The following is a 25,088-nucleotide window of genomic DNA, read 5'->3' as shown; positions in this document are numbered from 1 at the left end:
ATCACGTGGCGAGGGCATCAGCGTGACTGCGCGAAAGCCGTCTCAGTATCCGCAGGCAATTCTCATGAAGGCTGGAATGCCTGCGCTCATCCCGAAAGACCGCCAACGGGAGTTGTAACGTGGCCGGATAGGGCTTGATGGGTACGCGGACCGCTCCTTCCACCTGCAGGCTGCGCGACTGTACAGGCGCCAGGCCCACCCCCAGACCCGCTGCGATAAGCGAGCACTGGCTGTGCAGCCGTGTTGCCGTCTGGCTTGTGACCAGGGGATGGCCTGCCAATCGGCATTGATCTCGTATTGCGGCGTACAGTACCGGACCTTGCTCTTCGGGGAACAGCACGAAGGGATACGCAGCTAATTGCGTAAAGGATACCGATGACCAGTGAGCTAAATCATGATCCGCCGGCAATAAAGCATCAAAGTGGTCACTAAGAAGCACTTCATTCACGATGCGGCCTGAGCATTCGACCGGTGGATGGCCCAGCCCGATGTCAATATCACCCCCGGCAAGTAAGTTCAATTGCTCCTGTGTCGACGCTTCTCTCAATTCCGTGCGCACGCCAGGTTGCATGGCGCGTAGCTCGCGCAGCATTGCCGGCAGCAAATGATACAGAGCGGCGGAGACAAAGCCGATACGTAGCACCTGGTTCCCCTGGGTCGAGGCGGCACGAGCGAGCAACATTGCTCGCTGCTGACCACGCACCAGTTCCAGGGCTTCGGACTGAAAGACTTCACCTGCGGCAGTCAGTTGTACCTTACGACTGGTGCGCAGGAACAGCAATATGCCCAGCTCTGCCTCCAGCCTTGCTATGGCCCTGCTCAGATGTGGCTGGGTCATCCCCAGCTCTTCGGCGGCCCTGCCGAAATGCAGCGTCCGGGCAACGGCCAGAAAATGGCGGAGCTGACTAAATTCCATCAATACCTCTCGATGCATCAATTAATACATTTTAATATCATTGATTGCATCATATCCTGCCATTACGCTCAATCTCAGGTTATTCAACATGGGAGAAAAGCGCATGAAACTCGTACTGACCACGGCTTGCATAAGTCTTTTTCTGTCATTTCCCGCCGCGGCGCAAACCGTCCGGCATGACTTCACCATCACCACTGAAGACGGCCTGAGGATCTTCGTTCGGGAATTGCGTGACACTGACGCAACGGCCGATCGCGGCCCTATACTGATGGTCAATGGCGGTCGTTCAGGCGTACTGGCCAGTTGGGACGTGGATGCGCCCGGCACGTCGGCGGCACAAGAGATTGCCAAGGCGGGACACCAGGTGTACCTGATGGATGTCCGGGGCTTTGGCCGCTCGGAGTTCCCCCCAGAGATGCATGACACATCCGAGGTGCGGAATGGTCCCGTCGCCGTGCGGTCAAACGAAGCAGTGAGTGATATTGCAGCGGTGGTGACGGAGATCCGTCGTCGCCATCCTGGCGACGAGCGTCTGACCGCCATCGGCTGGGCGACCGGTTCCCAGTGGTTGGGCCACTATGCGTCGCTATATCCGGAACGGCTATCCCACCTGATCTACTACAACGCGGCCTATGGCGGACCAGCGGGTAGATGGCAGCTTCAACAGGAGTTCGGGGATCCGCTGCAGCCAACGGAACTGAACCGTTCACGGCACGGGGCCTACCGGTTTGCAACGGTCGACAACCTGGTAGGCCGCTGGCGCGACGAGGGAATCGATGCGGCATTTCTCGCTCGCTACGCACAATTGTCGATGGAAGGTGATGCGACCGCCGACACACGCGAGCCGCCCAGCTTCCGATTTCCGTCAGGCCCTACGGCTGACACGCTCAAGCTGGTCAACGGACGCCAAATCTTTGACGCGTCATTCATTCGCTCTCATGTACTGATACTACGCTCGGAACGCGACTTCTGGTCACGTCCGACGGATGTAACCACGCTGCGGTCGCATCTGACGGATGCGGCGTCGGTAGAAGTAGTCCAGATCGCTGGCGCCTCGCATTACGTTCACCTGCAACCCACGGCGGATCGTCAGAAGTTCCTTGACGCCATACTGGCCTTCACGGCACCGCTTGCGAAAGGGGCGCATCCATAACATCAGATTCAGTCTACAATCCTTAATCTGGCAAACAAAACGGTGAGGTGATAAATGGCAAGTGAAAAGGAAAAATTGCCAGGTATAAAGGAGAGTCAGCGCTTACTGAATTTTGAATCGGCCTCGCGTAAGGTTGGCTTCGTTATTTTGTTGGGTATTATTTTATCCGCATTAGCCGGAGTATTTTCTGGCGGACATTTTAGCACAACCGAAAAAATCAATACGGCACGCTCGGTAAAAATCGATTATGAGCGCTTTGGGCGTCTGCAAACAGAATTCAAATTAAAAATTTCGGCGCAATCCCTTCATGCCGATCAATACATCTTTAGTCTCGGTGGTGATTTTAACAAGTCTTATGAGATAGGGAGCATCTGGCCACGGCCGGACACCATGTACAGCCGGGGGGATGTAATCTATCTGGTCTATAACAACTTGAAAAGTAGTAAGGATTTTTCCGTCTGGCTATACGTCACGCCAGCGAAAGCGTGGAAGATAATGAATTCCATCCAGCTAAACGCCGAGCCTGAAATCCGCTTCTGGCAGTTTATTTATCCTTAGGAGGTCGGTATGGAGATGGTATTTCGGGCGTTAGCGATCTATTTAATTTTGCTGGTGGTGTTTAAAATCGCCGGACGCCGGGCATTGTTACAGATGACCAGTTTTGACCTGATTTTATTGTTAATTATCAGTGAAGCGACGCAGCAGGCATTATTGGGTAACGACTTTTCGGTAACCGGCGCAATGCTCACCATTATTACCCTGGTCGTGGTCGATATGCTGTTTGGCTTAATGAAAAAATATTTATCCGGCGCGGAGTCCGCTCTGGATGGTTCTCCCGTTATCCTGGTTGAAAACGGCGTTCCGTTAACCGATAAACTGAAAAAGGTGGATATTTCTTGCGATGATATTCTGGTTGCGGCGCGGCAAAATCAGGGCATTACGGAGTTGGGAAAAATAAAATATGCCATTCTGGAGCGCAACGGTCATATTTCTATTATTCCAGTTGAGAGCTAAGAAGGTGCCATTATGACCGTTACCACGCTATGAAAAGAAAAATCCACGCAACCGCGTGGATTTTTTCAGTCTTTATGAGATTCACTAAGATCTCATAAGACAACAGAAACAACTTAGACGTTAAACAAAAAGTTCATCACGTCGCCGTCTTTCACAATGTACTCTTTACCTTCCGAGCGCATTTTTCCTGCTTCTTTAGCGCCTTGCTCGCCTTTATAGGTAATAAAGTCTTCATAGGAGATGGTCTGGGCGCGAATAAAGCCTTTTTCAAAGTCGGTGTGAATTTTACCCGCCGCCTGCGGGGCGGTGGCGCCGACGGGAATGGTCCAGGCGCGGACTTCTTTCACCCCGGCGGTGAAATAGGTTTGCAGATTCAGCAGCTCATAACCGGCGCGAATAACGCGGTTCAGACCCGGTTCGGTCAGCCCCAGTTCAGCCATAAACTCCTCGCGATCGGCGTCGTCCAGTTCAGCGATGTCCGACTCTACCGCGGCGCACACGGCCACCACGACGGAACCTTCGCTCGCCGCGATTTCACGGACTTTGTCGAGGTAGGGGTTATTTTCGAAGCCGTCTTCGTTAACGTTGGCGATATACATGGTTGGCTTCAGCGTCAGAAAGCTCAGGTAGCGGATGGCGGCCTTGTCTTCATCGGACAGATCCAGCGCGCGCAGCATGCCGGCGTTTTCCAGGTGCGGCAGGCACTTCTCCAATGCCGCCAGTTCGGCTTTGGCGTCTTTATCGCCGCCTTTGGCTTTCTTCTGCACGCGATGGATGGCGCGTTCGCAGGTATCGAGGTCGGACAGGGCCAGTTCGGTGTTGATGACGTCAATATCGTCAGCCGGATCAACTTTATTATTTACGTGGATGATGTTGTCGTTTTCGAAACAGCGCACCACGTGGCCGATGGCTTCCGTTTCGCGGATGTTGGTCAGAAACTGGTTACCCAGGCCTTCCCCTTTGGAGGCGCCTTTCACCAGCCCGGCGATATCGACAAACTCCATGGTGGTGGGAAGAATACGCTGCGGCTTGACGATTTCCGCCAGCTTGTCCAGACGCGGATCGGGCATCGGCACCACACCGGTATTCGGCTCAATGGTACAAAACGGGAAGTTGGCCGCTTCGATACCGGCTTTGGTCAGCGCATTGAACAGAGTGGATTTACCGACGTTAGGCAGCCCAACGATACCGCATTTGAATCCCATGTTTATATCACCTTAAATTACTTATTAATCAGATGATTAGTTAAAATCATCTGTGAGAATGAAAATCTTCCGGCCGATTATACACGGAATGTCGGTTTATCTCGATCCGCATCAGCCGGCGCGTTATGCCGCCTTGAAAGCATGCAGCCGGTTCATCGCCTTGACCATATCCTCTTGCAGCAGGATCTCGGTGCAGCGTACCGCCTCGTCAATCGCCTTATCTATCAATGCCAGTTCGCTTGACGGCGGTTTACCCAGCACAAAGCCGGTGACCTTGTTTTTATCGCCGGGGTGCCCGATGCCGATACGCAGCCGGTGAAAGTCGGGGTTATTGCCCAATTTGCTGATGATGTCTTTCAGGCCGTTGTGACCGCCGTGGCCGCCGCCCAGTTTGAGTTTGGCAACCCCCGGCAATAAGTCCAGTTCGTCGTGTGCGACCAGAATTTCAGCGGGCTGAATTCGGTAGAAGGTCGCCATCGCCGCCACCGCTTTGCCGCTCAGATTCATAAAGGTGGTAGGGACCAACAGGCGAATGTCGTGCCCGGCCAGCGTCAGGCGCGAGGTATAGCCAAAAAATTTGCTCTCTTCCTTCAGCGGCTGGCGCTGGACGTCGGCCAGGCGGTCCACATACCAGGCCCCGGCATTATGGCGGGTTGCCGCATATTCGGCGCCGGGGTTGGCCAGGCCGACAATTAACTTGATGCTGCTCACGATAAGTTTCCAGATTGGGCGTTTCAAGCGATTAACGCCGCGTGATGTACATAAGTGACGGTAGATGTGCGCTAGTTTACACACAGGGCAGGTTGATCGCCAAATGTGTGCGGGGAATTCCTCGCCGGCGGCATTGATTACCTATAGTGATTATTTCAATAACTGTGTATTTATTTGTTAATTCGTAAAAAAATATTAATTTGTCGTATTCATCTGTGATCGCTCGCGCAAATGCAAATGCCTCATTGGCTATAATTACATCAAAGCAGGGATGGATTGCTGTAACCACTTCATTCATCCACCGATGTTTATCTGGAGGTGACAGATGAAACGTAAAAACGCAATCACGATTGGCAATGGTTTGATGGGGCTCGGCATGGTGCTGATGGTTGGCGGTATCGCCTATTGCATCATCAGCCAGTTCGCCAAACTGAACCTACCGCAGTTTATCGCCTATCTGGATTTGATCACCATTTTTGTCGGCGCCATCTCCTGGCTGGCCGGCGCGCGTATCAGCGGTCGTGAAAAAGTGGCCGATCGCTACTGGTGGGTAAAACATTTTGATAAACGCTGTCAGCGCCAGCGCCATTCATAGATCGCGATCGTAAAAACTGCACCCTTACTTGTTGCCTTTCAGGGTGCAGTTGAGTCAGTAACCGGATGCCCGGTTAAAGACGCTTAATGCTCAAACATGGCGGAGATGGATTCTTCGTTGCTGATACGGCGAATCGCTTCGGCCAACATTCCCGAGAGAGTCAGGGTGCGGACATTCGGCAGCGATTTGATTTTGTCCGTCAGCGGGATGGTATCGCAGACAATCACTTCATCAATAACCGAATTTTTAATGTTGTCGTAAGCATTCCCCGAGAAGATCGGATGCGTCGCATAGGCAAACACGCGTTTGGCGCCGCGTTCCTTTAACGCCTCGGCCGCCTTGCACAGCGTACCGCCGGTATCGATCATATCGTCAACCAACACGCAGTCGCGGCCGGCCACGTCGCCGATGATATGCATCACCTGGGACACGTTGGCGCGCGGGCGGCGTTTATCGATAATCGCCATATCGGTATCATTCAACAGCTTGGCGATGGCGCGGGCGCGTACCACACCGCCAATATCCGGAGAGACCACGATCGGATTCTCCAGATCCTGTTGCAACATATCTTCCAGCAGGATCGGACTGCCGAAAACGTTATCAACCGGAACGTCAAAAAAGCCCTGAATCTGTTCTGCATGCAGATCCACCGTTAATACGCGGTCAACGCCCACGCTGGAAAGAAAATCAGCAACCACTTTGGCGGTGATCGGCACACGAGCGGAGCGCACCCGACGGTCCTGACGTGCATAGCCGAAGTAAGGAATAACGGCGGTGATACGCCCCGCGGAAGCGCGGCGCAGCGCATCGACCATAACAACCAGTTCCATCAGGTTGTCGTTGGTGGGTGCACAGGTGGACTGGATGATGAATATATCACCACCGCGTACATTTTCATTGATTTGCACGCTGACTTCACCATCGCTAAAACGACCGACGGCGGCGTCGCCAAGGCTAGTGTACAAACGGTTGGCAATACGTTGTGCTAGTTCCGGGATGGCGTTACCAGCAAAAAGCTTCATATCAGGCACGAGAAGAACCTCAGGCTTGCGTCCAGAGAAATATTGTGTCCGCTATAGTATCCGGAAGCGGGGAGCAACAACAGGCACAATATGCATACGGGTGTATGAATTAAGTTTGATAGTAAATAACCGTAAGCGGCTATTTGTTATCAATGCTTAACATTGCCCGGAAAGCGCGCTTTGCAGCGGTGAAACGTTAACGCCCCGCGCCACAAAACCATTCAACCATTCCGGGGCCTGGTCAAGCACCTGACGGGCTTCGGGCTCGGTGTTGAACTCGGCAAACACACAAGCTCCCGTTCCGGTCAGGCGCGCCGGGGCGTATTCTAACAGCCATGAAAGTAGCTGTTCAACCTCACGAAAACGTTTTCTTGCGATACTCTCACAATCATTGACGAAGGTCTGCTTTAATAGCGATTCCAACGATCGCACCGGAGAATTTCGCTTTAGCTGGGGATCGCCGAATATCAGCGGAGTGGCGATACTGACCCCCGGGTGGGCCACCAGATACCATTTCTCCGGCGGGTGCGCGGGGGTCAGCTTCTCGCCGACGCCCTCGGCAAACGCGGCATGACCGTGAATAAACACCGGAACGTCGGCGCCAAGCCGCAGGCCGAGATCCGCCAACGTCTCGCAATCCAGACGGCATTGCCACAGATGATTCAGCGCCACCAGCACCGTAGCCGCATTGGATGAACCGCCCCCCAGACCTCCGCCCATCGGCAGCCGTTTATCGATGCTGATATCCGCGCCGAAGCTATCCGGGCGGATGCCATGGCTGGTGCAATGCTGTTGCAGCAGCCGCGCCGCGCGAATAATCAGGTTCTGTTCATCATCAACGCCGTCCAGCGGCGTAAGCAGGCGCAGGCGCTCGTCCCGACGGGGAACGATGGTCAGCGTGTCGCCGTAGTCCAAAAACTGGAACAGGGTTTGCAGCAGGTGATAGCCGTCGGCGCGCCGCCCGGTAATGTAAAGGAACAGGTTCAGTTTGGCGGGCGAGGGCCATTTCTCAATCGGGGTGAGGCGCATGGGCTATTTTACCGTCCAGTTATCCATTTTTAACTTGATGCGCTGCTCGCCCTGCGTGAGCTCAAGGTTTTCAGGCAGCGGCGGGTTAACCTTATGGTTATAACTTTGATAGCTGACGGTCCAGTTTTGATTCCCCTGGCGATAGGTCAGTTTATTAAGCAGATAGCCATCGTCGAGGGTGAAATCGCTCGCTTCCCCGGGCAAACCCAGAATCCACTGGCGCAGATTATTCAGCGGGATCGCCATTCCCGTCAGTTGGTACACCATATCTTCGGCATCTTTCCCCACGTAGCGTTTACCCTGATTGTCGGTAATCTGTATGCTGTCCGGTTGGGCGCTCAGCTCCAGCTCGGTGCTGCCAAGCGGGTTGGTCAGCAACAGACGATAGCGCTGCGCCGATGACTCCTGCCAGAAAAAACGGGCATATAGTTTTTTGCTATCGGAGATATAGGCAAAGGAGCCGCGGGTCTGATATTGGCTCAGCTGCCGCACTTTTTGCTGGTGCTGCTGCCACTGCGGAGAGGTCGGACTTTTCCCCGGCGACGTGGGCTGGTGAAGGCTACAGGCAACCAGCAGAAAACTGGCTAACGGCGCAAGCCGCAGGCAACGGGCGGGATTTAATGGCATGTCGCTCAGATCCTATCAATCAGATTTAGTATCGCAAAACAGCCACGCTAACGGGCTTGCCGTTCAGCGTCAATGTTTGTCGTTTTTCAGCGTAAAGTATATACCCCGGATGGAGAACAACGCGCGCTGTCGCTTTTCTTGCTTCCCGGCATCAAGTAGAATGCCAAGGCAGACGAAACCCATACTAACATCGGTATTACTCAAGAATTGCTCAATGACCCTGCTCGCGCTTGGTATTAATCATAAAACTGCTCCTGTCTCTTTGCGGGAACGCGTTGTATTCTCGCCGGATACCCTGGGGCAGGCGCTGAATAGCCTGCTGCAGCAACCGCTGGTGCAGGGTGGCGTGCTGCTGTCCACCTGCAACCGCACCGAGCTGTACCTCAGCGTTGAAGAGCAGGAAAACCAGCGTGAGCAACTGATTGACTGGCTGTGCAAATACCACCGCCTGAATCGCGATGACTTCAGCGACAGCCTTTATTGGCATCAGGACAACGCGGCGGTCAGCCATTTGATGCGCGTCGCCAGCGGTCTGGATTCGCTGGTCCTCGGCGAGCCGCAGATCCTGGGGCAGGTGAAAAAAGCGTTTGCCGTATCGCAGCGCGGACAGTCGCTGTCCGGGGAGCTGGAGCGGTTATTCCAGAAATCATTTACCGTGGCCAAGCGGGTACGCACCGAAACGGATATCGGCGCCAGCGCGGTTTCCGTAGCGTTTGCGGCCTGTACGCTGGCGCGGCAGATTTTTGAGTCCCTCGCCGAGGTTAATGTTTTGCTGGTTGGGGCGGGGGAAACCATCGAACTGGTTGCCCGTCACCTGCGCGAACATCAGGTGCATCGGATGGTGATCGCCAACCGCACCCGCGAGCGCGCTCAGGCGTTGGCCACCGAGGTCGGCGCTGAAGTTATCACCCTCGCGGAACTGGATGAGCAGCTTGCTTATGCCGATATCGTGATTAGCTCAACGGCCAGTACGTTGCCAATTATTGGGAAAGGGATGATGGAAAGGACGCTGAAAGCAAGACGCAATCAGCCTATGTTGATGGTGGATATTGCCGTCCCGCGCGATATCGAACCGGAAGTCGGCAAACTGCCTAACGTTTATCTCTATAGCGTTGATGATTTACACGCCATTATTCAGCACAATCTTGCCCAGCGTAAAGCCGCCGCCATTCAGGCGGAATCGATCGTACAGCAGGAAAGCGCCGACTTTATGGCCTGGCTGCGGGCGCAGTCCGCGGTCGAAACCATTCGTGATTACCGAGCCCAGGCGGATGAACTGCGTTCGGAAATGACAGCCAAGGCGCTTGCCGCCATTCAGCAGGGGAACGATGTCGAAACGGTCATTCAGGAATTGACGCACCGCTTAACCAATCGTTTAATCCATGCTCCCACCAAATCTCTGCAGCAGGCCGCTCGCGACGGCGACCTGGATCGTTTACAAATTTTACGTGACAGCCTTGGGCTGGACTAGCATTTATCTCTCTTAACAGGATTTAACAGCCCGCATGAAGCCTTCTATCGTTGCTAAACTGGAAGCGTTACAAGAACGCCATGAGGAAGTTCAGGCGTTGCTCGGCGAGTCGAGCGTGATCGCGGATATGGACCGTTTTCGCGCGTTGTCCCGCGAATACGCACAGCTCACCGATGTTACTCGCTGTTTCCGCCAATGGCAGCAGGTACAGGAAGACATACAAACCGCTGAAATGATGCTGGATGATGCGGAAATGCGCGAAATGGCGCAGGAAGAGTTAAAACAGGCAAAACAGACCGGCGAAGAGCTGGAACAGCAGCTTCAGCTGCTTCTGCTACCGAAAGACCCCGACGATGAGCGCGGCTGTTTTCTTGAGGTGCGCGCCGGCACCGGCGGCGATGAAGCCGCTATTTTCGCCGGCGATCTGTTTCGCATGTATAGCCGTTATGCCGAAACCCGCCGCTGGCGGGTTGAAGTGATCAGCGCCAGCGACGGCGAGCATGGCGGCTATAAAGAGATCATCGCCAAGATTTCCGGCGATGGCGTTTACGGCCAGCTCAAGTTCGAATCCGGCGGCCATCGCGTACAGCGCGTGCCGGCGACCGAGTCGCAGGGGCGCATTCACACATCGGCGTGCACCGTGGCCGTGATGCCGGAGATCCCGGAAGCCGAACTGCCGGAGATCAGCCCCTCCGATTTGCGTATCGATACGTTCCGTTCATCGGGCGCCGGCGGCCAGCACGTCAACACCACCGATTCCGCCATCCGCATTACCCACTTGCCGACGGGCATTGTGGTCGAATGTCAGGATGAGCGTTCCCAGCACAAGAACAAAGCGAAAGCGCTGTCGGTGCTGGGGGCGCGTATCCGCGCGGCGGAAATGCAGCGGCGTCAGCAGGAAGAGGCGTCCGCGCGTCGTAACCTGCTGGGCAGCGGCGATCGTTCGGACCGTATCCGCACCTATAATTTCCCGCAGGGAAGGGTGACCGATCACCGCATCAACCTGACGCTCTACCGTCTGGATGAGGCGATGGAGGGCAAACTGGATATGCTGATCCAGCCGGTGGTCCAGGAATATCAGGCCGATCTGCTGGCTGCGCTTTCCGAGCAAGAGTGATGAACTATCAAACCTGGTTGGCCGCAGCCAGCGAGCGCCTGGCGGCGGGGGAAAGCCCGAAGCGGGATGCGGAAATATTGCTGAGCTTCGTCACCGGCAAAGGGCGCACCTTTCTGCTGGCGTTTGGTGAAACCCTGCTGACGGATGACCAGCGCCGGCAGTTGGATGCCTTGCTGGCGCGGCGGATTAGCGGCGAACCGATCGCCTATCTGACCGGGGAGCGGGAGTTTTGGTCGCTGTCGCTCGCGGTATCGCCGGCCACGCTGATCCCCCGTCCCGATACCGAGTGCCTGGTTGAACAGGCGTTGCAACGCCTGCCGTCCGAGCCGTCGAGCATACTGGATCTAGGCACCGGCAGCGGGGCGATTGCGCTGGCGATTGCCAGCGAGCGCCCGGACTGCCGGGTGACCGGCGTGGACGCCCAGCCTGACGCCGTCGCGCTGGCCGAACATAACGCCGCGCGGCTGGGCATTACCAATGCCCGTTTCCTGTTGAGCGACTGGTTTTCGGCGCTGGCGCAGCAACGCTTCGCGCTTATCGTCGGTAATCCGCCCTATATTGACGCCTCAGATAGCCACCTGTCGCAGGGCGACGTACGTTTTGAACCAGCCAGCGCGTTAGTGGCGGCGGAAGAGGGGCTGGCGGATCTGCGTTTTATTATTGCCAACGCGGCCGGCCATTTACTGCCGCGGGGGTGGCTGCTGCTGGAACACGGCTGGCGGCAGGGAGAGGCGGTTCGCCGACTGCTGCGGGATAACGGTTTTGCACGGATAGAAACCCGTCAGGATTACGGCAATAACGATCGCGTCTCGCTGGGACAATGGCCGGATAAATAATTTTTCATAAGGAAACGCTGTGGCACTCTTTTTAGCATTCGCCTATCTGCATATGGTGACCGTCGGCGCCAGCATTTTTTTGTTTGTGCTGCGCTTTTTCTGGCTATGCCGTAAGTCCGCCATGTTGCAGCAACCTTGGGTCAGGATACTGCCGCATATTAACGACAGCTTATTATTGCTTAGCGGCGTCGGTCTGATCTTTATTAACCACGTTTATCCGTTTACCGCGCAACAAAGCTGGCTGACGGAAAAACTGTTTGGCGTTATTATTTATATTCTCCTGGGCGCCGTTGCCCTGGGGAAACGCCCACGCGGTCAGAATGTGCGCTGGGTGGCGTTTATACTTGCCTTGGTATGCTTTTATCTGGTTATGCAGGTTTCGTTTACCAAGTTACCGTTGCTGATGGAATAACTATGAGTTCTATTGCTGATTTTGAATTCAACCGTTCACAGTTAAGTGAAGGTGTCGTATTAGTTTCACAGGCCATTCGCCGTGACTTCCCCGCCCTGGACGTGCGGAAAAATCTGCAACAGTTGGTTGATGATGCCCGCGCCGTTATCCCCGAGGATCTGGATCAGGATTTACAACTGGAAAAACTCATCGAGCTTTTCTTTCACACCTGGGGGTTCGGCGGAGCCAGCGGCGTTTATCGGCTTTCCGACGTTTTATGGCTGGATAAGGTACTGGAGTCCCGGCAGGGGATGCCGGTTTCCCTCGGCGTTATTTTTCTGCATATCGCCCATGAGCTTGAGCTGCCATTGATGCCGGTCATTTTCCCGACCCAGCTGATCCTGCGGGCGGACTGGCTGGATGAAGAGATGTGGCTGATCAACCCGTTAAACGGCGATACCCTGAGTGAGCACGTGCTGGATGTGTGGCTGAAAGGCAACATCGGCCTTTCATCGGAGCTGTTGGATGAAGATCTGGATGAAGCGGAAAACGTGCTGATCGTGCGTAAAATGCTGGATACGCTGAAAGTCGCCCTGATGGAAGAAAAGCAGATGGAACTGGCCCTGAGAGCCAGCGAAGCGGTATTGCAGTTCGATCCCGACGACCCGTATGAAATCCGCGATCGCGGTCTGATTTACGCCCAGTTGGACTGCGATCATATCGCGCTGTCCGATCTTAACTATTTTGTCGAACAATGCCCGGAAGATCCGGTGAGTGAAATGATCAAAGTTCAGATTCACTCAATAGAGCAAAAACATATCGTTTTGCATTAACGCCTCGTTAGTTTACGCAATTTTGATTTATCCGATATAAGGTAACTGCATGAAGAACAAAGTGGTCAAAATAGGGGATATCCCGGTAGCCAACGATCTGCCTTTCGTACTGTTCGGCGGTATGAACGTGCTTGAATCGCGCGATCTGGCGATGCGTATCTGCGAGCATTACGTGACGGTGACCCAGAAGCTGGGTATTCCCTACGTGTTCAAGGCGTCATTTGACAAAGCCAACCGTTCCTCCATTCATTCCTACCGCGGGCCGGGCCTGGAAGAGGGGATGAAGATTTTCCAGGAGCTGAAACAGGCCTTTGGGGTAAAAATCATTACCGACGTCCACGAATCCAGCCAGGCGCAGCCGGTGGCCGAGGTGGTGGATGTGATTCAGCTGCCTGCGTTTCTGGCCCGTCAGACCGATCTGGTTGAAGCCATGGCGAAAACCGGCGCGGTGATTAATGTGAAAAAACCCCAGTTCGTCAGCCCGGGGCAGATTGGCAATATCGTCGACAAATTTATCGAGGGCGGCAACGATCAGGTCATTCTGTGCGATCGCGGCAGCAACTTCGGCTACGATAATCTGGTGGTGGATATGCTGGGCTTTAACGTGATGAAGCAGGTATCCAAGGGTTCACCGGTGATTTTCGACGTCACTCACGCATTGCAGTGCCGCGACCCGTTTGGCGCGGCTTCAAGCGGACGCCGGGCGCAGGTGACCGAACTTGCCCGTGCGGGTATGGCGGTGGGTCTGGCGGGGCTGTTTATCGAGGCGCATCCCGATCCGGCCAACGCGAAATGCGACGGTCCTTCCGCATTGCCGCTGGATAAGCTGGAGCCTTTCCTGAAACAGATCAAAGCCATTGACGATCTGGTGAAAAACTTCCCGGAACTGGATACCAGCAACTAAGCGATTGCTGTGCATAAAAAAGCCCGCGCTATGCGGGCTTTCAGACTGCGAAAGCGTTATCCCTGAATAACCCACCACCCGTCATCCCCGCGCAGGCGGGGATCTCAGCAACACCGTTATTTATACAGGTCGGCGCTGATGGTCATGTTCGAGCCTTTATTCTGCCACTTCCTGGTGATGTGGTAGTACTTGGCGCCTTTTTCACCGGCGCGTTTGGCGACGGCCTCGGATACGGCGGGCTCGGTGCTGAAGTTGCCGCGGAAGGTAATCGAATCAAACGGCACCATCTGCGCGGCGGTGGCGTTATTTAACTCCTCGATCTTGCTGCCGTCAGCTAACGTTACGGTGTAACGACCACCTTTTGATGACTGCGTTTCAAAGAAGTTACCGATATTACGGCTCGGACTGCCGGAAGTGGCGACGCCGGGGATTTCCACCTTGGCGGCTTCGACGCCGCCTGCGGCCAGGGCGGCCCGGCCGGCATCGGAATCGGCGGGAATAAGGTCGGTGCTTTGGATCTGACGTTTAGGCGCATCGGCTTTATAAACGTAAGCGGTGACTTTTTGATTACCGCCGCTGGAGTTCACGTCAACCTGACGCACGATGTAGAACGAATCCGCATTTTTTTCTTTCGCCGCTTTGGCGATGGCATCGTTCAGATCGGGCTGACTGCGGAAGAAACCGCCCACGGTGACGGTATCAAAAGGTTCCAGACCGTAGGCGACGTCTTTCGGCAGTTCTTTAACGCCGTGGAAAGTGCGGTATTTGACCTCGTTGCTCACTTTCGGCGCATCTTTATGATAGAGGTCGACCGTCACCTTCGAGTTGCCGCGGGCGTTTACATCCATTATGCCCTGAACATAGAAAGCGTCGGCGCCGTGTTTATCCGCCCGCTTCGACGCCGCGGCGACCGCTTCGTTAATGGCGTTAAAACGGCCGATAAAGGTAATACGCTCAAATGGCTGCACCGCTTCAGCCTGCTCCGGCGTAAGTTCCTGCGCCGCCTGTGCTGAAAATGCAGCTAATGAAAGTAACGTGGACGCAATAACAGTAGTTTTCAGCTTCATAAAAAATCCTTTCGCCTGACACACTGGTTTTACAACATGCTTAGCAATCAAGATGTAACGGAATAGTCGCCGATTATCGCACGGAATAAACACGCATGCTTTAGCATTTTATAAAACATCGCAACGATCTTTTATCCGCGGGGATGAAGAAAAGCTGCAATAATAACGCTTATTGATTATTTAACTTACATAAGGGGTATTTACGCCGATCTGCGCAACAACAATGCCCGTAACACACCATTTTTGTGAAATACCCCAGAACAATTCGTTAATAACAATGCTACAAAAGAGGCGACTAAGGGTGATTTTTGACCAAAAAAAGCGAATGACGTCGGCGATGACTCGGCTTTTAGATGAAATTCGTTTTATGTATGGATCATCGATCACATTTTCAGTAGGTTATAGGTGAATTTGCTCAAAGAGAGATATATAGCAAGAGGCAGACAGCGTGCAATAAATCTCGGCTGATTCATGTTACCGGTGGGATTATAATAACCTTCGTTAAAAAATAAGCGAAAAAGGGAATCAGTATGCGTATTGGTGTTCCAAGAGAACGGTTGGCCAATGAAGCACGGGTTGCAGCAACGCCGAAAACGGTCGAACAGCTGCTGAAACTCGGCTTTGAGGTCTCGATAGAACAAGGGGCGGGGAAACTTGCCAGCTTCGACGACGCGGCTTATACCGAAGCCGGCGCGTCGATCGCCGACAGTACCGAAGTCTGGCAATCCGACATTGTCCTGAAGGTCAATGCGCCGCTGGAAGATGAAATTGAGCTCACCCGGGCGGGGAGCACCATCGTCAGTTTCATCTGGCCGGCGCAGAATCCTGAGCTGCTGGAAAAACTGGCGGCTCGTCAGGTGACGGTATTGGCGATGGACTCGGTTCCCCGCATTTCCCGCGCCCAGTCAATGGATGCGCTTAGCTCGATGGCGAACATCGCCGGTTACCGCGCCATTGTGGAAGCGGCTCATGAGTTTGGCCGTTTCTTTACCGGTCAGATTACCGCGGCGGGTAAGGTTCCGCCGGCCAAGGTGATGATTATCGGCGCCGGGGTTGCCGGCCTGGCGGCGATCGGCGCCGCTGGAAGTTTAGGCGCTATCGTACGTGCTTTTGATACGCGTCCCGAAGTCAAGGAACAGGTCAAAAGTATGGGGGCCGAGTTCCTGGAGCTCGACTTTGAAGAAGAGGCGGGCAGCGGCGACGGTTATGCCAAAGTCATGTCGGAAGCCTTTATCAAAGCGGAAATGGAACTGTTCGCCGCCCAGGCGAGAGAAGTGGATATCATCGTCACCACCGCGCTTATTCCTGGTAAACCCGCACCGCGGCTGATTACCAAAGAGATGGTGCAGGGCATGAAATCCGGCAGCGTGATTGTCGACCTGGCCGCGCAGACGGGCGGTAACTGTGAGTTAACCGTTGCCGACCGCGTTACGGTCACCGAAAACGGCGTCAAGATTATCGGTTACACCGATCTGCCCAGCCGCCTGCCGACCCAGTCTTCCCAGCTTTACGGCACCAACCTGGTCAACCTGCTGAAGCTGTTATGCAAAGAGAAGAACGGCGAAATCGACGTTGATTTTGAAGACAATGTCATTCGCGGCGTGACGGTAGTCAAAAATGGCGAAATCACCTGGCCCGCGCCGCCGATTCAGGTTTCCGCCCAGCCGCAACAGGCGAAACCCGCCGCGGCCGCGGTCAAGGCTGAGGAAAAGCCGGCTTCGCCATGGAAGAAATACGCGTTCCTGGCTATTGCGATCCTGCTGTTTGGCTGGCTGGCGAACGTGGCGCCGAAAGAGTTTCTGTCGCATTTCACCGTATTCGCCCTGGCATGCGTGGTGGGATACTACGTGGTGTGGAATGTCAGTCATGCGCTGCATACGCCGTTGATGTCGGTAACCAATGCGATATCGGGCATTATCGTCGTAGGGGCATTGTTGCAAATCGGTCACGGCGGATGGGTATCCTTCCTTTCCTTTATCGCCGTATTGATTGCCAGCATCAATATTTTCGGTGGGTTCACCGTCACTCAGCGCATGCTGAAAATGTTCCGCAAAAACTAAGGGATAACACATGTCTGGTGGATTAGTTACAGCGGCATACATCGTTGCCGCGATTTTGTTTATATTCAGTCTGGCGGGGTTGTCGAAACACGAAACGTCCCGGCAGGGGAATATTTTCGGCGTCGTCGGGATGGCGATTGCGTTGATCGCCACCATCCTGGGACCGGATGCCGGCAACGTCGGCTGGATTATCGTCGCCATGGTGATTGGCGGCTCGATCGGCGTCTATCTGGCGCGTAAAGTTGAAATGACCGAAATGCCGGAACTGGTCGCCATCCTGCACAGTTTTGTCGGGTTGGCCGCGGTGCTGGTAGGGTTCAATAGCTTTCTCGACCACGGTGAAATTACCGATCCGGTGCTGGTGAATATTCATTTGACGGAAGTCTTTCTGGGTATCTTTATCGGCGCGGTAACCTTTACCGGTTCGGTTGTCGCCTTCGGCAAATTGCGCGGCATCATTTCATCCAAACCGCTGGCGCTGCCTCACCGCCACAAAATGAACCTGGCGGCGCTGGTGGTCTCTTTCCTGCTGCTTTTGCTGTTTGTCAATACCGGCAGCGTGGCGTTGCAGGCCGTCGCCGTACTGTTGATGACGGCGATTGCGCTGGTGTTCGGCTGGCATTTGGTGGCTTCCATCGGCGGCGCCGACATGCCGGTTGTGGTTTCCATGCTGAACTCCTACTCCGGGTGGGCCGCCGCCGCCGCCGGCTTTATGCTGAGTAACGATCTGCTGATCGTAACCGGCGCGCTGGTGGGTTCTTCCGGGGCGATCCTGTCCTATATCATGTGTAAGGCGATGAACCGCTCTTTTATCAGCGTGATCGCCGGCGGTTTCGGTACCGACGGCACCTCCACCGGTGAAGGCGAAGAGATGGGCGAGTACCGCGAAACCTCAGCGGAAGAGGTGGCCGACTTACTCAAGAACTCGAGCTCGGTGATTATCACTCCGGGGTACGGCATGGCGGTGGCGCAGGCGCAATATCCGGTACACGATATTACCGCCAAGCTGCGCGCCCGCGGCATCAATGTCCGCTTTGGCATCCATCCGGTGGCGGGCCGTTTGCCGGGCCATATGAACGTGCTGCTGGCTGAAGCGAAAGTGCCTTACGACATCGTGTTGGAGATGGATGAAATCAATGATGATTTCTCCGCTACCGATACCGTGCTGGTTATCGGCGCAAACGACACGGTGAACCCGGCGGCGCAGGAAGATCCGCACAGTCCGATAGCCGGGATGCCGGTGCTGGAAGTGTGGAAAGCGCAGAACGTTATCGTGTTCAAGCGCTCGATGAACACCGGCTATGCCGGCGTGCAGAACCCCTTATTCTTCAAAGAAAATACGCAGATGCTGTTTGGCGACGCCAAAGCCAGCGTAGAGGCGATTCTGAAGGCGCTGTAAACCGCGCTGGAAAGCGAAAAAGCAAGGGGCGAGAAATCGCCCCTTTTTTTATATTTTTATATCGACCGGCCGTTACTTCTTATCATCCTCCGCCTCGTCTTCCTCATCCAGCGTGATGGGGGAGACGAAATCATCCGGCTTGATCGCCAGCAAATCGCATTTCAGATGGTCGATCACGTGCTCCACGGTGTTGCCGATAAACGCGGCGGAAAGACCGGTGCGTCCGAGCGAGCCCAACACCACCACGCCCACCTGCAGATGCTCCGCCAAATCGGGAATAACCTCCTCCGGCAGCCCTTTTTCCACGTGGGTGACGCGTTCATCCAGATTGAATTTCTGACGCAGCGATTTCATCGCAATCAGGTGTTGGCCGCGAATGGCGTCGTTGTAGACGCCGGGGTCGAAATCAGGCAGTTCAATGGCGATATTAATCGGGGTAACCGGATAGGCCCCGACAAGATGGACCTCGGTTTCATTGACCTGTTTAGCCAGCTCCAGCGTTTCGGATACCAGCTTGATGTTAAGGGGGTCGTGATACGGGTCTTCACTGGACAGATTAACCGCCACCAGCGCGCGGCTCTCCTCCGGCCAGGGTTGGTCTTTGACCATCCACACGGGACAAGGGCATTTACGCAATAGCTGCCAGTCGGTGGGGGTGAAAATAACCGCTTCCAGTCGATCGTGCTGATGCGCCATTTTCAATAACAGGTCATGCTGTCCGGCGATGACCTCGCGGATAATGGCTTCAAACGGCTTATTGTGCCAGACGACTTTGATCTCTATCGGTACGCCCGCTTCAAGATAATATTTGCATTGCTCGGTAATCCACTCGGTACGTTGCTGAATCACGCCCTGACGCATCTCTGTCCGTTCATCGGGAGATAAAAGGGTGGTCATCTCATAAGAAAAATCATAAATAGGCAGAAACGCTTTGATTCGGCCGCCAAGCCGCTGAACCAGATACACCGCCCGACGCAGCGCTGGCTGGTCATCCTGATTTGGGTCAATAGCTACAAGTAAATTCTGATACTTTGCCATAGGTCCTCCAAGCAGCCGTCAATTCACAGCCGGTAAATTAAGAGTACCCCATGGGAATCACTTTGGACAACAGATGATGAGAGCCGGATCAATAAAAGAGGATTATCACTGATCCGGCAATAGCTTAGGATTTATTCGGCGAGGCGCCGGCAAGCTCGGAAAGCGCGCTGATATTTTCAATGGTGATGTATTTGCCCTTTACGGCAAGAATGCCGCTTTTCTGAAAACGCCCCAGCAGCCGGCTGATGGTTTCCACCGTTAATCCCAGATAGTTGCCGATATCGCCGCGCGTCATGGTCAAACGGAATTCACGGGGAGAAAAGCCGCGCTCGGCAAAACGCCGGGAGAGGTTATATACGAAGGCCGCCAGACGCTCCTCTGCGTTCTTTTTCGACAGCAGCAGGATCATATCCTGATCGCCGCGAATTTCACCGCTCATCAAACGCATCATTTGCTGGCGCAGGTTGGGCATTTTCCCGGAAAGATCATCCAGCGTTTCGAATGGAATTTCACACACCATCGAGGTTTCCAGCGCCTGAGCAAAGCTGGGATGCTGCGCATTGCCAATGGCATCAAAGCCGACCAGATCGCCCGCCAGATGAAAACCGGTGATCTGCTCATCACCCTGTTCGGTGATGGTATAGCTCTTAATGGTACCCGAGCGGATGGCGTATAAAGACTTCAACTCGTCGCCCGCTTTGAACAGCGCCTGTCCTTTCTGGATCGGCTTTTTCCTTTCAATGATATTGTCGAGCTGATCGAGCTCGTGCTCATTTAAAGTAAAGGGGATACATAGTTGACTGATGCTGCAATCCTGGCAGTGGATTGCACAACCGCCAGACTGGATGCGTCGGATAATTCGCTTTTCCGGTATCATAGTCTCTGCTCAGGCAATAATTGATATCGGTCAATTTTAACAGCTTTTATCGTCGCTGATAAGCCCGGTAATCCTTAGAACAGGCCAATAAATAGTGAACTAACTGAAAAAGCGCGAGTAGTTTCGGGGCGTAATTATTCGGTCTATATCGAGTCGCAAAAATAAAATGTAATTAACGTCACATATTGAAAGTGAAAAAGAGAAACACATCACGCTTCCAATTTAAAAAAACGGAAGATAAATCACATTAAAATTTTATCATTTGCAAGTTTGCTCACAAATTAACGGCTTACGTCCTTTAGTAAGGCTAATTTTTCTGGAACGCCATTTCAATCATTTTCTCCCCCACCTATGCTTGTCTCACCCAGCTCCCCCGATGTTAGTCAGGCACGCGGCAATCCTCGGTCAGGGCCGTCAACCGTTCGGGCGCCATCAGTATGGAGAGGAAATGCGGATGCTCATGCCGGTGCCCTAGCAGCCAGTTTTGCAGTTCATTGGCAAAGCGCTGGGCTTCAGCAAGCTGCGGTAACTGGCTACTGCGTCCTGCAAGCGTAACGCCGTAGTTGTCCATATACAGGCGGCCGGCAATCAACAGCTTGGCGTTATTAAATAATTCGGTGTACCACCAGGCATATTCCCACGCCGACGACAGCCGGGAAGATAAGGGCTCAGGCAGCAGGCGGGCATGTTGGATTTCCCGGGCCGACTGGCGCAAACGCTGAGCGAAGAATTGCATCTGCTGACATTCAAGGGTTAACAGCTGCCGTTGCGATCCGCCAAAACCGGGATCGTCCGGCGGGAAAAGCGGCTGGAAAGATTGCGCCCAGTTGGCGCTGCGGGTTTCAGCGTGCAATAGCTGTACGGCGTGCTCAAAACTAAGAGGTATCTGGCTATGATGATGCAACAGGCGTCCCAGAAAATAAGGGGTTTTACACATCCAGTCATAGCTGCTGAAGAACAGTTTCCGCACCGCGTCAAGGCGGGTTTTATTACGCATATCAACGCCGTTTGCCGCCAGCCAGCGCAGAAATATCGCCCCGGCATTAAGACTTTCATCAGACTGGCCGACGATTTGCGACAGGCCGAACAGGTTGACTTCATTAATCGATTCCAGCAACGAACTGTTACTGAGCCATTCCCAGCTGATTCTGGCGCTGACGGCTTCCAGCTCATCTCCGGCGACGGCCTGGGCCCAGCTGAGACGGCCCTGAATTTCATCCGCCAGCATACAGGGCAGCAGCGTCCAACCGTAATCGATACCCCACAGGTCAAACTCGATCCATTTCTTATAGCCTTTAAAATCAGCCACGTCCGGATTATTGGCAAAGCCGGGACGATAGCCCAGCGCGGTCGCCTTGATCGAGGCGCGCACGTCATTCGGCAGGCTATTCAGCGTACTTTGCAATTGGCGCCGCGGCCAGCTGTCGTCGATGTAATCGCGCAGCACCAGCTTCTTGCCGCGCCGACGCAGGCAGCGATGCATCGCTTTCATGCCTTCTTTCCATTGGGTTTCATGGAATTCGGGAATTTGCAGACTAAGGATAAGGCCGCTGATATCCGGCAGCGCGGCGACCGCCTCATCCACGATTTCACTATAAAAGCGCGTCAGAAACTGGCCGCTGACGCTATTATTTTCGCTAAGAAAATATTCCGGAAATTTCTGTTTTATTTTGGCATCGAGAGGAAACGCTTCTCCCTGGATCCACAGCTGAATATTTTTCGCCAGGCAATAGTCGCTGATGCGTTGCAGGTAACTCAGGGTATTTTCCCGTTCAAGATGCAGATTTTCTATTCCGGGACTTTTGCTGAAAACGGAAGGGCGGGCGAGCAGCGCCAGCATATTTTGCTGATGAATAATCAGGCCGTTAAATCGATATTTATCGATTACCGCCATAATTTCAAGAAAGTGAGGCCAATACCAGATTAACGGCGTATTTACCTCCAGTAAACGCAACGGCGGATAAAAACCCATATGTTATTCGCTATACCCATTGAGTGTAGCTAGAGGATATAAGGCATTAGCAAAAGTCTGTCAATCAAGCGCAATAGTTTGTCATCAAGAGGAAATAATCATAATGAAGAAAAAGTATGCCGTAGTCGGGACCGGGGGACGTTCCGGTCTTTATTTGGAATCCATCGCCAGAGATTATCAACAGCAGGGGGGCTTTGTCGCATTTTGCGACACCAACCAAACGCGCATCGACTATGCCAATCAGATAATCGGCAAATATGGCCACCAGGCCGTGCCGGCCTATCGGGCCGATCAATTTGAGCAAATGATTGCGGAAACAAAACCCGATATCGTTATCGTGTGTTCGATTGACCGCACGCACCACCACTATATTATCCGGGCGATGGAGTTGGGCTGCGATGTGATCACGGAAAAGCCCATGACCATCGACGAGGAAAAATGTCAGGCGATCGTCGATGCCATCGCCCGCACCGGTCGTAAGCTACGGGTAACCTTTAACTATCGCTATGCGCCTCATCACAGCAAAGTACGTGAATTGATTGCCGCCGGCGTGATTGGCGAGGTGTTTTCGGTCCATTTCGAATGGCTGCTGAATACCGAGCACGGCGCGGACTACTTTCGGCGCTGGCACCGCGACAAACGTAACAGCGGCGGTTTGCTGGTGCATAAATCCACCCACCATTTCGATCTGGTCAACTTCTGGCTGAACAGCGAGCCCGAAACGGTTTATGCCCAGGGCGACCTGCGGTTTTACGGCAAGGCGAATGCCGAAGCGCGCGGCGTCACGCAATTCTATGCGCGCTCGCACCAAAGCCCGGCGGCGGAAAACGATCCCTTTGCCCTGCATATGCATAAAAGCGAACAGCTGAGCGCCTTATATTTAAACGCCGAGCATGAGGATGGCTATTACCGTGACAAAAGCGTGTTTGACGACGGTATTAATATCGAAGATGTGCTCGGCGTGATGGTACGTTATAAAAACAAAGCCATCATGACCTATTCATTAAACGCCTATTTGCCCTGGGAAGGCTTAAACGTGGTGTTTAACGGCAGTAAAGGGCGGCTGGAAATGAAACTGGTCGAAAAATCCTATGTTAACGGCGGCGGACGAAAAGAAGATGAGGGCGCCCTGAACGAATGCGAAATAAAAGTCTACCCCATGTTCGGCGCGCCTTATCGCGTCGCGGTTGAATATCAGGCCGGCGGCCACGGCGGCGGCGACCAGGTGATGCTGAACGACCTATTCGGCACGCCGCAGCCCGATCCGTTAAACAGGGCGGCCGGCTATCGCGACGGGGCGATGTCCATTCTGACCGGTATTGCCGCCAACCGCTCCCTGCGCCTGGAACTGCCGGTGAAAATTGCACAGCTGGCGGTCAACTTACCGAAGTAAGTCTGAAATAAGTCGATAGAAATCCTGCCTGAGCCGATGTTCAGGCAGGCATTTTCCACATCCGTCGTACCCAGAATTCACCTGCCATGCGGGTGGAAATTACCCATATCAACGATAACAAGGGTTCTATTATGACGACGTTTCTCCACAAATTACCTCGCCTGCTGTTACTCGGCGCCGTATTGCCGTTGGCCGCCGCATTTTCTCAACCGGCGGATGCAGCGGAAATTCGCATTTCCTGGTGGGGCGGAAATCAGCGCCACGAGGCGACGCTGGCGGCGATCAACGCTTTTCAGCGGGCAAATCCCTCTATTAAGGTAAAAGCGGAATATGCCGGATGGGACGGTTACCTCTCGCGCCTGTCGACCCAAATGGCCGGGGGGCAGGAGCCGGACGTAATGCGCATAGACTGGAACTGGTTGCCGCAGTTTTCCCGCAACGGCGAAGGGTTCTACGATCTGAACCGGCAGCAGGCGACGCTGGCCTTGCAAAATTTCCCGCCCCAGTACCTTAAAATGGCCGATATAAAAGGGAAGCTGCAAGGCGTGCCGATTTCCATGACCTCGCGCACCCTGATTTATAACCGTGACACCTGGCAAAAAGCGGGCGTCGCCTATCCCAAAACCTGGGATGAACTCTTTGCCGCCGGGCTGACTTTCAAGCAAAAGCTGGGGAATAACTATTATCCGCTTGGCGTGGCGCAGGGCGCCGGGGATTCACTCGACATATTGGCGCTGGCCCGCAACTATATGGCGCAGAAATACGGTATCGATCTGATTGATGAGCAGAAACGGGGTCTGGCCTACAGCCGGGAGCAGGTTTATGAGCTGTTCCGTTTTTACCAGAAACTGGTCGATTCCCATGTGATACCCGATCAGCGTTATTTTTCTTCGTTCGGCCGCACCAACATGTATGAGATCCGCCCGTGGATCAACGGCGAGCTGGCCGGTATGTATCTGTGGGACTCTTCCATCTACACCTATGCGAGCAATATGCCGCAAGAGGCGGTGCTGGAGCCGGGACCGTTTATCACGCTGCCCGCGGCCAAGGATTCCGGCATGACCACCAAGCCGTCTTCGCTGTTTGCCGTTAGCAAACATACCCGGCACCCGCGGGAGGCGGCGCAGCTGATCAATTTTCTGCTGAACGATGCGCAGGGAATAAAAGCGCTGGGGCTGCAAAACGGCATGCCGATAACCCCGCAGGCGCAAAAGCTGCTGGAGGATATCGGGGTGATCAATCCGCAGAATGTATTGGCCAATGCCTATCGCGCCGCCGCCGCACAGCCTGAATCACAGGTTGCGGTTTCGCCCTTTATGGAAAATCAGGAACTGGTGCAGCTATGGACCAACAGCGTACAAAAGCTGGACTACGGCAAGGGGAATTTGCAAGAGATCGCCGATGACTTTTTAAGCGGCGCCAACCGGATATTAAAGCGCGCCATTCGGTAGGCCCCAA

24 protein-coding genes are annotated in these 25,088 nt (G+C 54.1%); 14 read left to right on the top strand and 10 right to left on the bottom strand.

Going from position 1 to position 25,088, the window contains the following annotated elements; all coding sequences use genetic code 11:
* Position 1: 1 nt before the first annotated feature.
* The gene (locus tag MFP24_RS23665) at positions 2-916 is read right to left on the bottom strand and encodes a LysR substrate-binding domain-containing protein (RefSeq protein ID WP_249232234.1); all 915 of its coding nucleotides are present in this window, start codon (positions 914-916) and stop codon (positions 2-4) included.
* A gap of 103 nt (positions 917-1,019) precedes the next feature.
* On the opposite strand from MFP24_RS23665, the gene MFP24_RS23660 reads away from it, so the two are divergent.
* The 3 genes from MFP24_RS23660 to MFP24_RS23650 are packed head-to-tail and all read left to right on the top strand — an operon-like array spanning position 1,020 to position 3,083.
* Positions 1,020-2,069, top strand: a complete 1,050-nt coding sequence (locus MFP24_RS23660) for an alpha/beta hydrolase (protein WP_249232235.1) — start codon at positions 1,020-1,022, stop codon at positions 2,067-2,069.
* 54 nt (positions 2,070-2,123) lie between these two features.
* On the top strand, positions 2,124-2,627 hold the full coding sequence (locus MFP24_RS23655; RefSeq protein WP_249232236.1) for a hypothetical protein: 504 nt from the start codon (positions 2,124-2,126) through the stop codon (positions 2,625-2,627).
* 9 nt (positions 2,628-2,636) lie between these two features.
* Positions 2,637-3,083: a DUF421 domain-containing protein gene (locus tag MFP24_RS23650; protein WP_249232237.1), complete on the top strand. Its 447-nt coding sequence runs from the start codon at positions 2,637-2,639 to the stop codon at positions 3,081-3,083.
* Between the two features lie 113 nt (positions 3,084-3,196).
* On the opposite strand, the gene ychF is transcribed toward MFP24_RS23650, so the two are convergent.
* Together ychF and pth are read right to left on the bottom strand one after the other, a co-directional pair.
* The gene (gene ychF, locus MFP24_RS23645) at positions 3,197-4,288 is read right to left on the bottom strand and encodes a redox-regulated ATPase YchF (RefSeq protein WP_249232238.1); all 1,092 of its coding nucleotides are present in this window, start codon (positions 4,286-4,288) and stop codon (positions 3,197-3,199) included.
* Between the two features lie 123 nt (positions 4,289-4,411).
* Positions 4,412-4,999, bottom strand: a complete 588-nt coding sequence (gene pth, locus MFP24_RS23640; RefSeq protein ID WP_249232239.1) for an aminoacyl-tRNA hydrolase — start codon at positions 4,997-4,999, stop codon at positions 4,412-4,414.
* A gap of 325 nt (positions 5,000-5,324) precedes the next feature.
* Here pth and ychH point away from each other — a divergent pair, with 325 nt between their 5' ends.
* Positions 5,325-5,594, top strand: a complete 270-nt coding sequence (gene ychH, locus MFP24_RS23635; RefSeq protein WP_249232240.1) for a stress-induced protein YchH — start codon at positions 5,325-5,327, stop codon at positions 5,592-5,594.
* 83 nt (positions 5,595-5,677) lie between these two features.
* On the opposite strand, the gene prs is transcribed toward ychH, so the two are convergent.
* The 3 genes from prs to lolB form a co-directional block, all read right to left on the bottom strand.
* Positions 5,678-6,625, bottom strand: coding sequence for a ribose-phosphate diphosphokinase (prs, locus tag MFP24_RS23630; protein WP_009112736.1), 948 nt, complete (start codon positions 6,623-6,625; stop codon positions 5,678-5,680).
* A gap of 147 nt (positions 6,626-6,772) precedes the next feature.
* Positions 6,773-7,645, bottom strand: a complete 873-nt coding sequence (ispE, locus tag MFP24_RS23625) for a 4-(cytidine 5'-diphospho)-2-C-methyl-D-erythritol kinase (protein WP_249232241.1) — start codon at positions 7,643-7,645, stop codon at positions 6,773-6,775.
* A gap of 3 nt (positions 7,646-7,648) precedes the next feature.
* Entirely contained in the window at positions 7,649-8,272 is a 624-nt protein-coding gene (lolB, locus tag MFP24_RS23620) for a lipoprotein insertase outer membrane protein LolB (protein WP_249232242.1), read from the bottom strand.
* A gap of 214 nt (positions 8,273-8,486) precedes the next feature.
* Between lolB and hemA the strand changes: the two genes are divergently transcribed.
* Genes hemA through kdsA form a run of 6 tightly spaced genes read left to right on the top strand, consistent with a single transcriptional unit; the run spans position 8,487 to position 13,824 of the window.
* On the top strand, positions 8,487-9,743 hold the full coding sequence (gene hemA, locus MFP24_RS23615) for a glutamyl-tRNA reductase (RefSeq protein ID WP_249232243.1): 1,257 nt from the start codon (positions 8,487-8,489) through the stop codon (positions 9,741-9,743).
* Positions 9,744-9,777: 34 nt separating this feature from the next.
* Positions 9,778-10,860 carry a peptide chain release factor 1 gene (gene prfA / locus MFP24_RS23610; protein WP_249232244.1) on the top strand — a complete coding sequence of 361 codons (1,083 nt, stop codon included), beginning with the start codon at positions 9,778-9,780 and terminating at the stop codon, positions 10,858-10,860.
* Entirely contained in the window at positions 10,860-11,696 is an 837-nt protein-coding gene (gene prmC / locus MFP24_RS23605) for a peptide chain release factor N(5)-glutamine methyltransferase (protein WP_249232245.1), read from the top strand. Before prfA ends, prmC begins: the two co-directional genes overlap by 1 nt.
* Before the next feature lie 19 nt (positions 11,697-11,715).
* A complete protein-coding gene (locus MFP24_RS23600) occupies positions 11,716-12,108 on the top strand; it encodes a SirB2 family protein (RefSeq protein ID WP_318011361.1) in 393 nt (130 codons plus the stop codon).
* 2 nt (positions 12,109-12,110) lie between these two features.
* Entirely contained in the window at positions 12,111-12,920 is an 810-nt protein-coding gene (sirB1, locus tag MFP24_RS23595; RefSeq protein WP_249232246.1) for an invasion regulator SirB1, read from the top strand.
* Between the two features lie 49 nt (positions 12,921-12,969).
* Entirely contained in the window at positions 12,970-13,824 is an 855-nt protein-coding gene (gene kdsA / locus MFP24_RS23590; protein ID WP_249232247.1) for a 3-deoxy-8-phosphooctulonate synthase, read from the top strand.
* Positions 13,825-13,940: 116 nt separating this feature from the next.
* On the opposite strand, the gene ydgH is transcribed toward kdsA, so the two are convergent.
* Complete coding sequence (ydgH, locus tag MFP24_RS23585; protein ID WP_249232248.1) at positions 13,941-14,891, bottom strand: DUF1471 family protein YdgH; 951 nt, start codon at positions 14,889-14,891, stop codon at positions 13,941-13,943.
* Positions 14,892-15,421: 530 nt separating this feature from the next.
* On the opposite strand from ydgH, the gene pntA reads away from it, so the two are divergent.
* The gene (gene pntA, locus MFP24_RS23580) at positions 15,422-16,951 is read left to right on the top strand and encodes a Re/Si-specific NAD(P)(+) transhydrogenase subunit alpha (RefSeq protein ID WP_249232249.1); all 1,530 of its coding nucleotides are present in this window, start codon (positions 15,422-15,424) and stop codon (positions 16,949-16,951) included.
* Between the two features lie 10 nt (positions 16,952-16,961).
* Positions 16,962-18,350, top strand: a complete 1,389-nt coding sequence (pntB, locus tag MFP24_RS23575) for a Re/Si-specific NAD(P)(+) transhydrogenase subunit beta (protein WP_249232250.1) — start codon at positions 16,962-16,964, stop codon at positions 18,348-18,350.
* A 72-nt stretch (positions 18,351-18,422) separates the two neighbouring features.
* Here the strand turns inward: pntB and uspE are convergent, their stop codons facing one another.
* The 3 genes from uspE to MFP24_RS23560 all read right to left on the bottom strand — a co-directional run bounded on the left by uspE (position 18,423) and on the right by MFP24_RS23560 (position 22,237).
* Entirely contained in the window at positions 18,423-19,388 is a 966-nt protein-coding gene (uspE, locus tag MFP24_RS23570) for a universal stress protein UspE (protein ID WP_249232251.1), read from the bottom strand.
* Positions 19,389-19,512: 124 nt separating this feature from the next.
* On the bottom strand, positions 19,513-20,265 hold the full coding sequence (gene fnr, locus MFP24_RS23565) for a fumarate/nitrate reduction transcriptional regulator Fnr (protein WP_249232252.1): 753 nt from the start codon (positions 20,263-20,265) through the stop codon (positions 19,513-19,515).
* Positions 20,266-20,644: 379 nt separating this feature from the next.
* Positions 20,645-22,237, bottom strand: coding sequence for a hypothetical protein (locus MFP24_RS23560; protein ID WP_249232253.1), 1,593 nt, complete (start codon positions 22,235-22,237; stop codon positions 20,645-20,647).
* A 103-nt stretch (positions 22,238-22,340) separates the two neighbouring features.
* Between MFP24_RS23560 and MFP24_RS23555 the strand changes: the two genes are divergently transcribed.
* Both MFP24_RS23555 and MFP24_RS23550 read left to right on the top strand, forming a co-directional pair.
* Entirely contained in the window at positions 22,341-23,630 is a 1,290-nt protein-coding gene (locus MFP24_RS23555; protein WP_249232254.1) for a Gfo/Idh/MocA family protein, read from the top strand.
* 131 nt (positions 23,631-23,761) lie between these two features.
* Positions 23,762-25,081: an ABC transporter substrate-binding protein gene (locus tag MFP24_RS23550; RefSeq protein WP_249232255.1), complete on the top strand. Its 1,320-nt coding sequence runs from the start codon at positions 23,762-23,764 to the stop codon at positions 25,079-25,081.
* The last annotated feature ends 7 nt before the right edge of the window (positions 25,082-25,088 follow it).

This window comes from Brenneria tiliae, assembly GCF_023347575.1.
In the GTDB taxonomy this organism is placed as follows: Bacteria; Pseudomonadota; Gammaproteobacteria; order Enterobacterales; family Enterobacteriaceae; genus Brenneria; species Brenneria corticis.
Note: the sequence above shows the minus strand (reverse complement) of the source record. Positions and strands in the feature narration are given on the sequence as shown.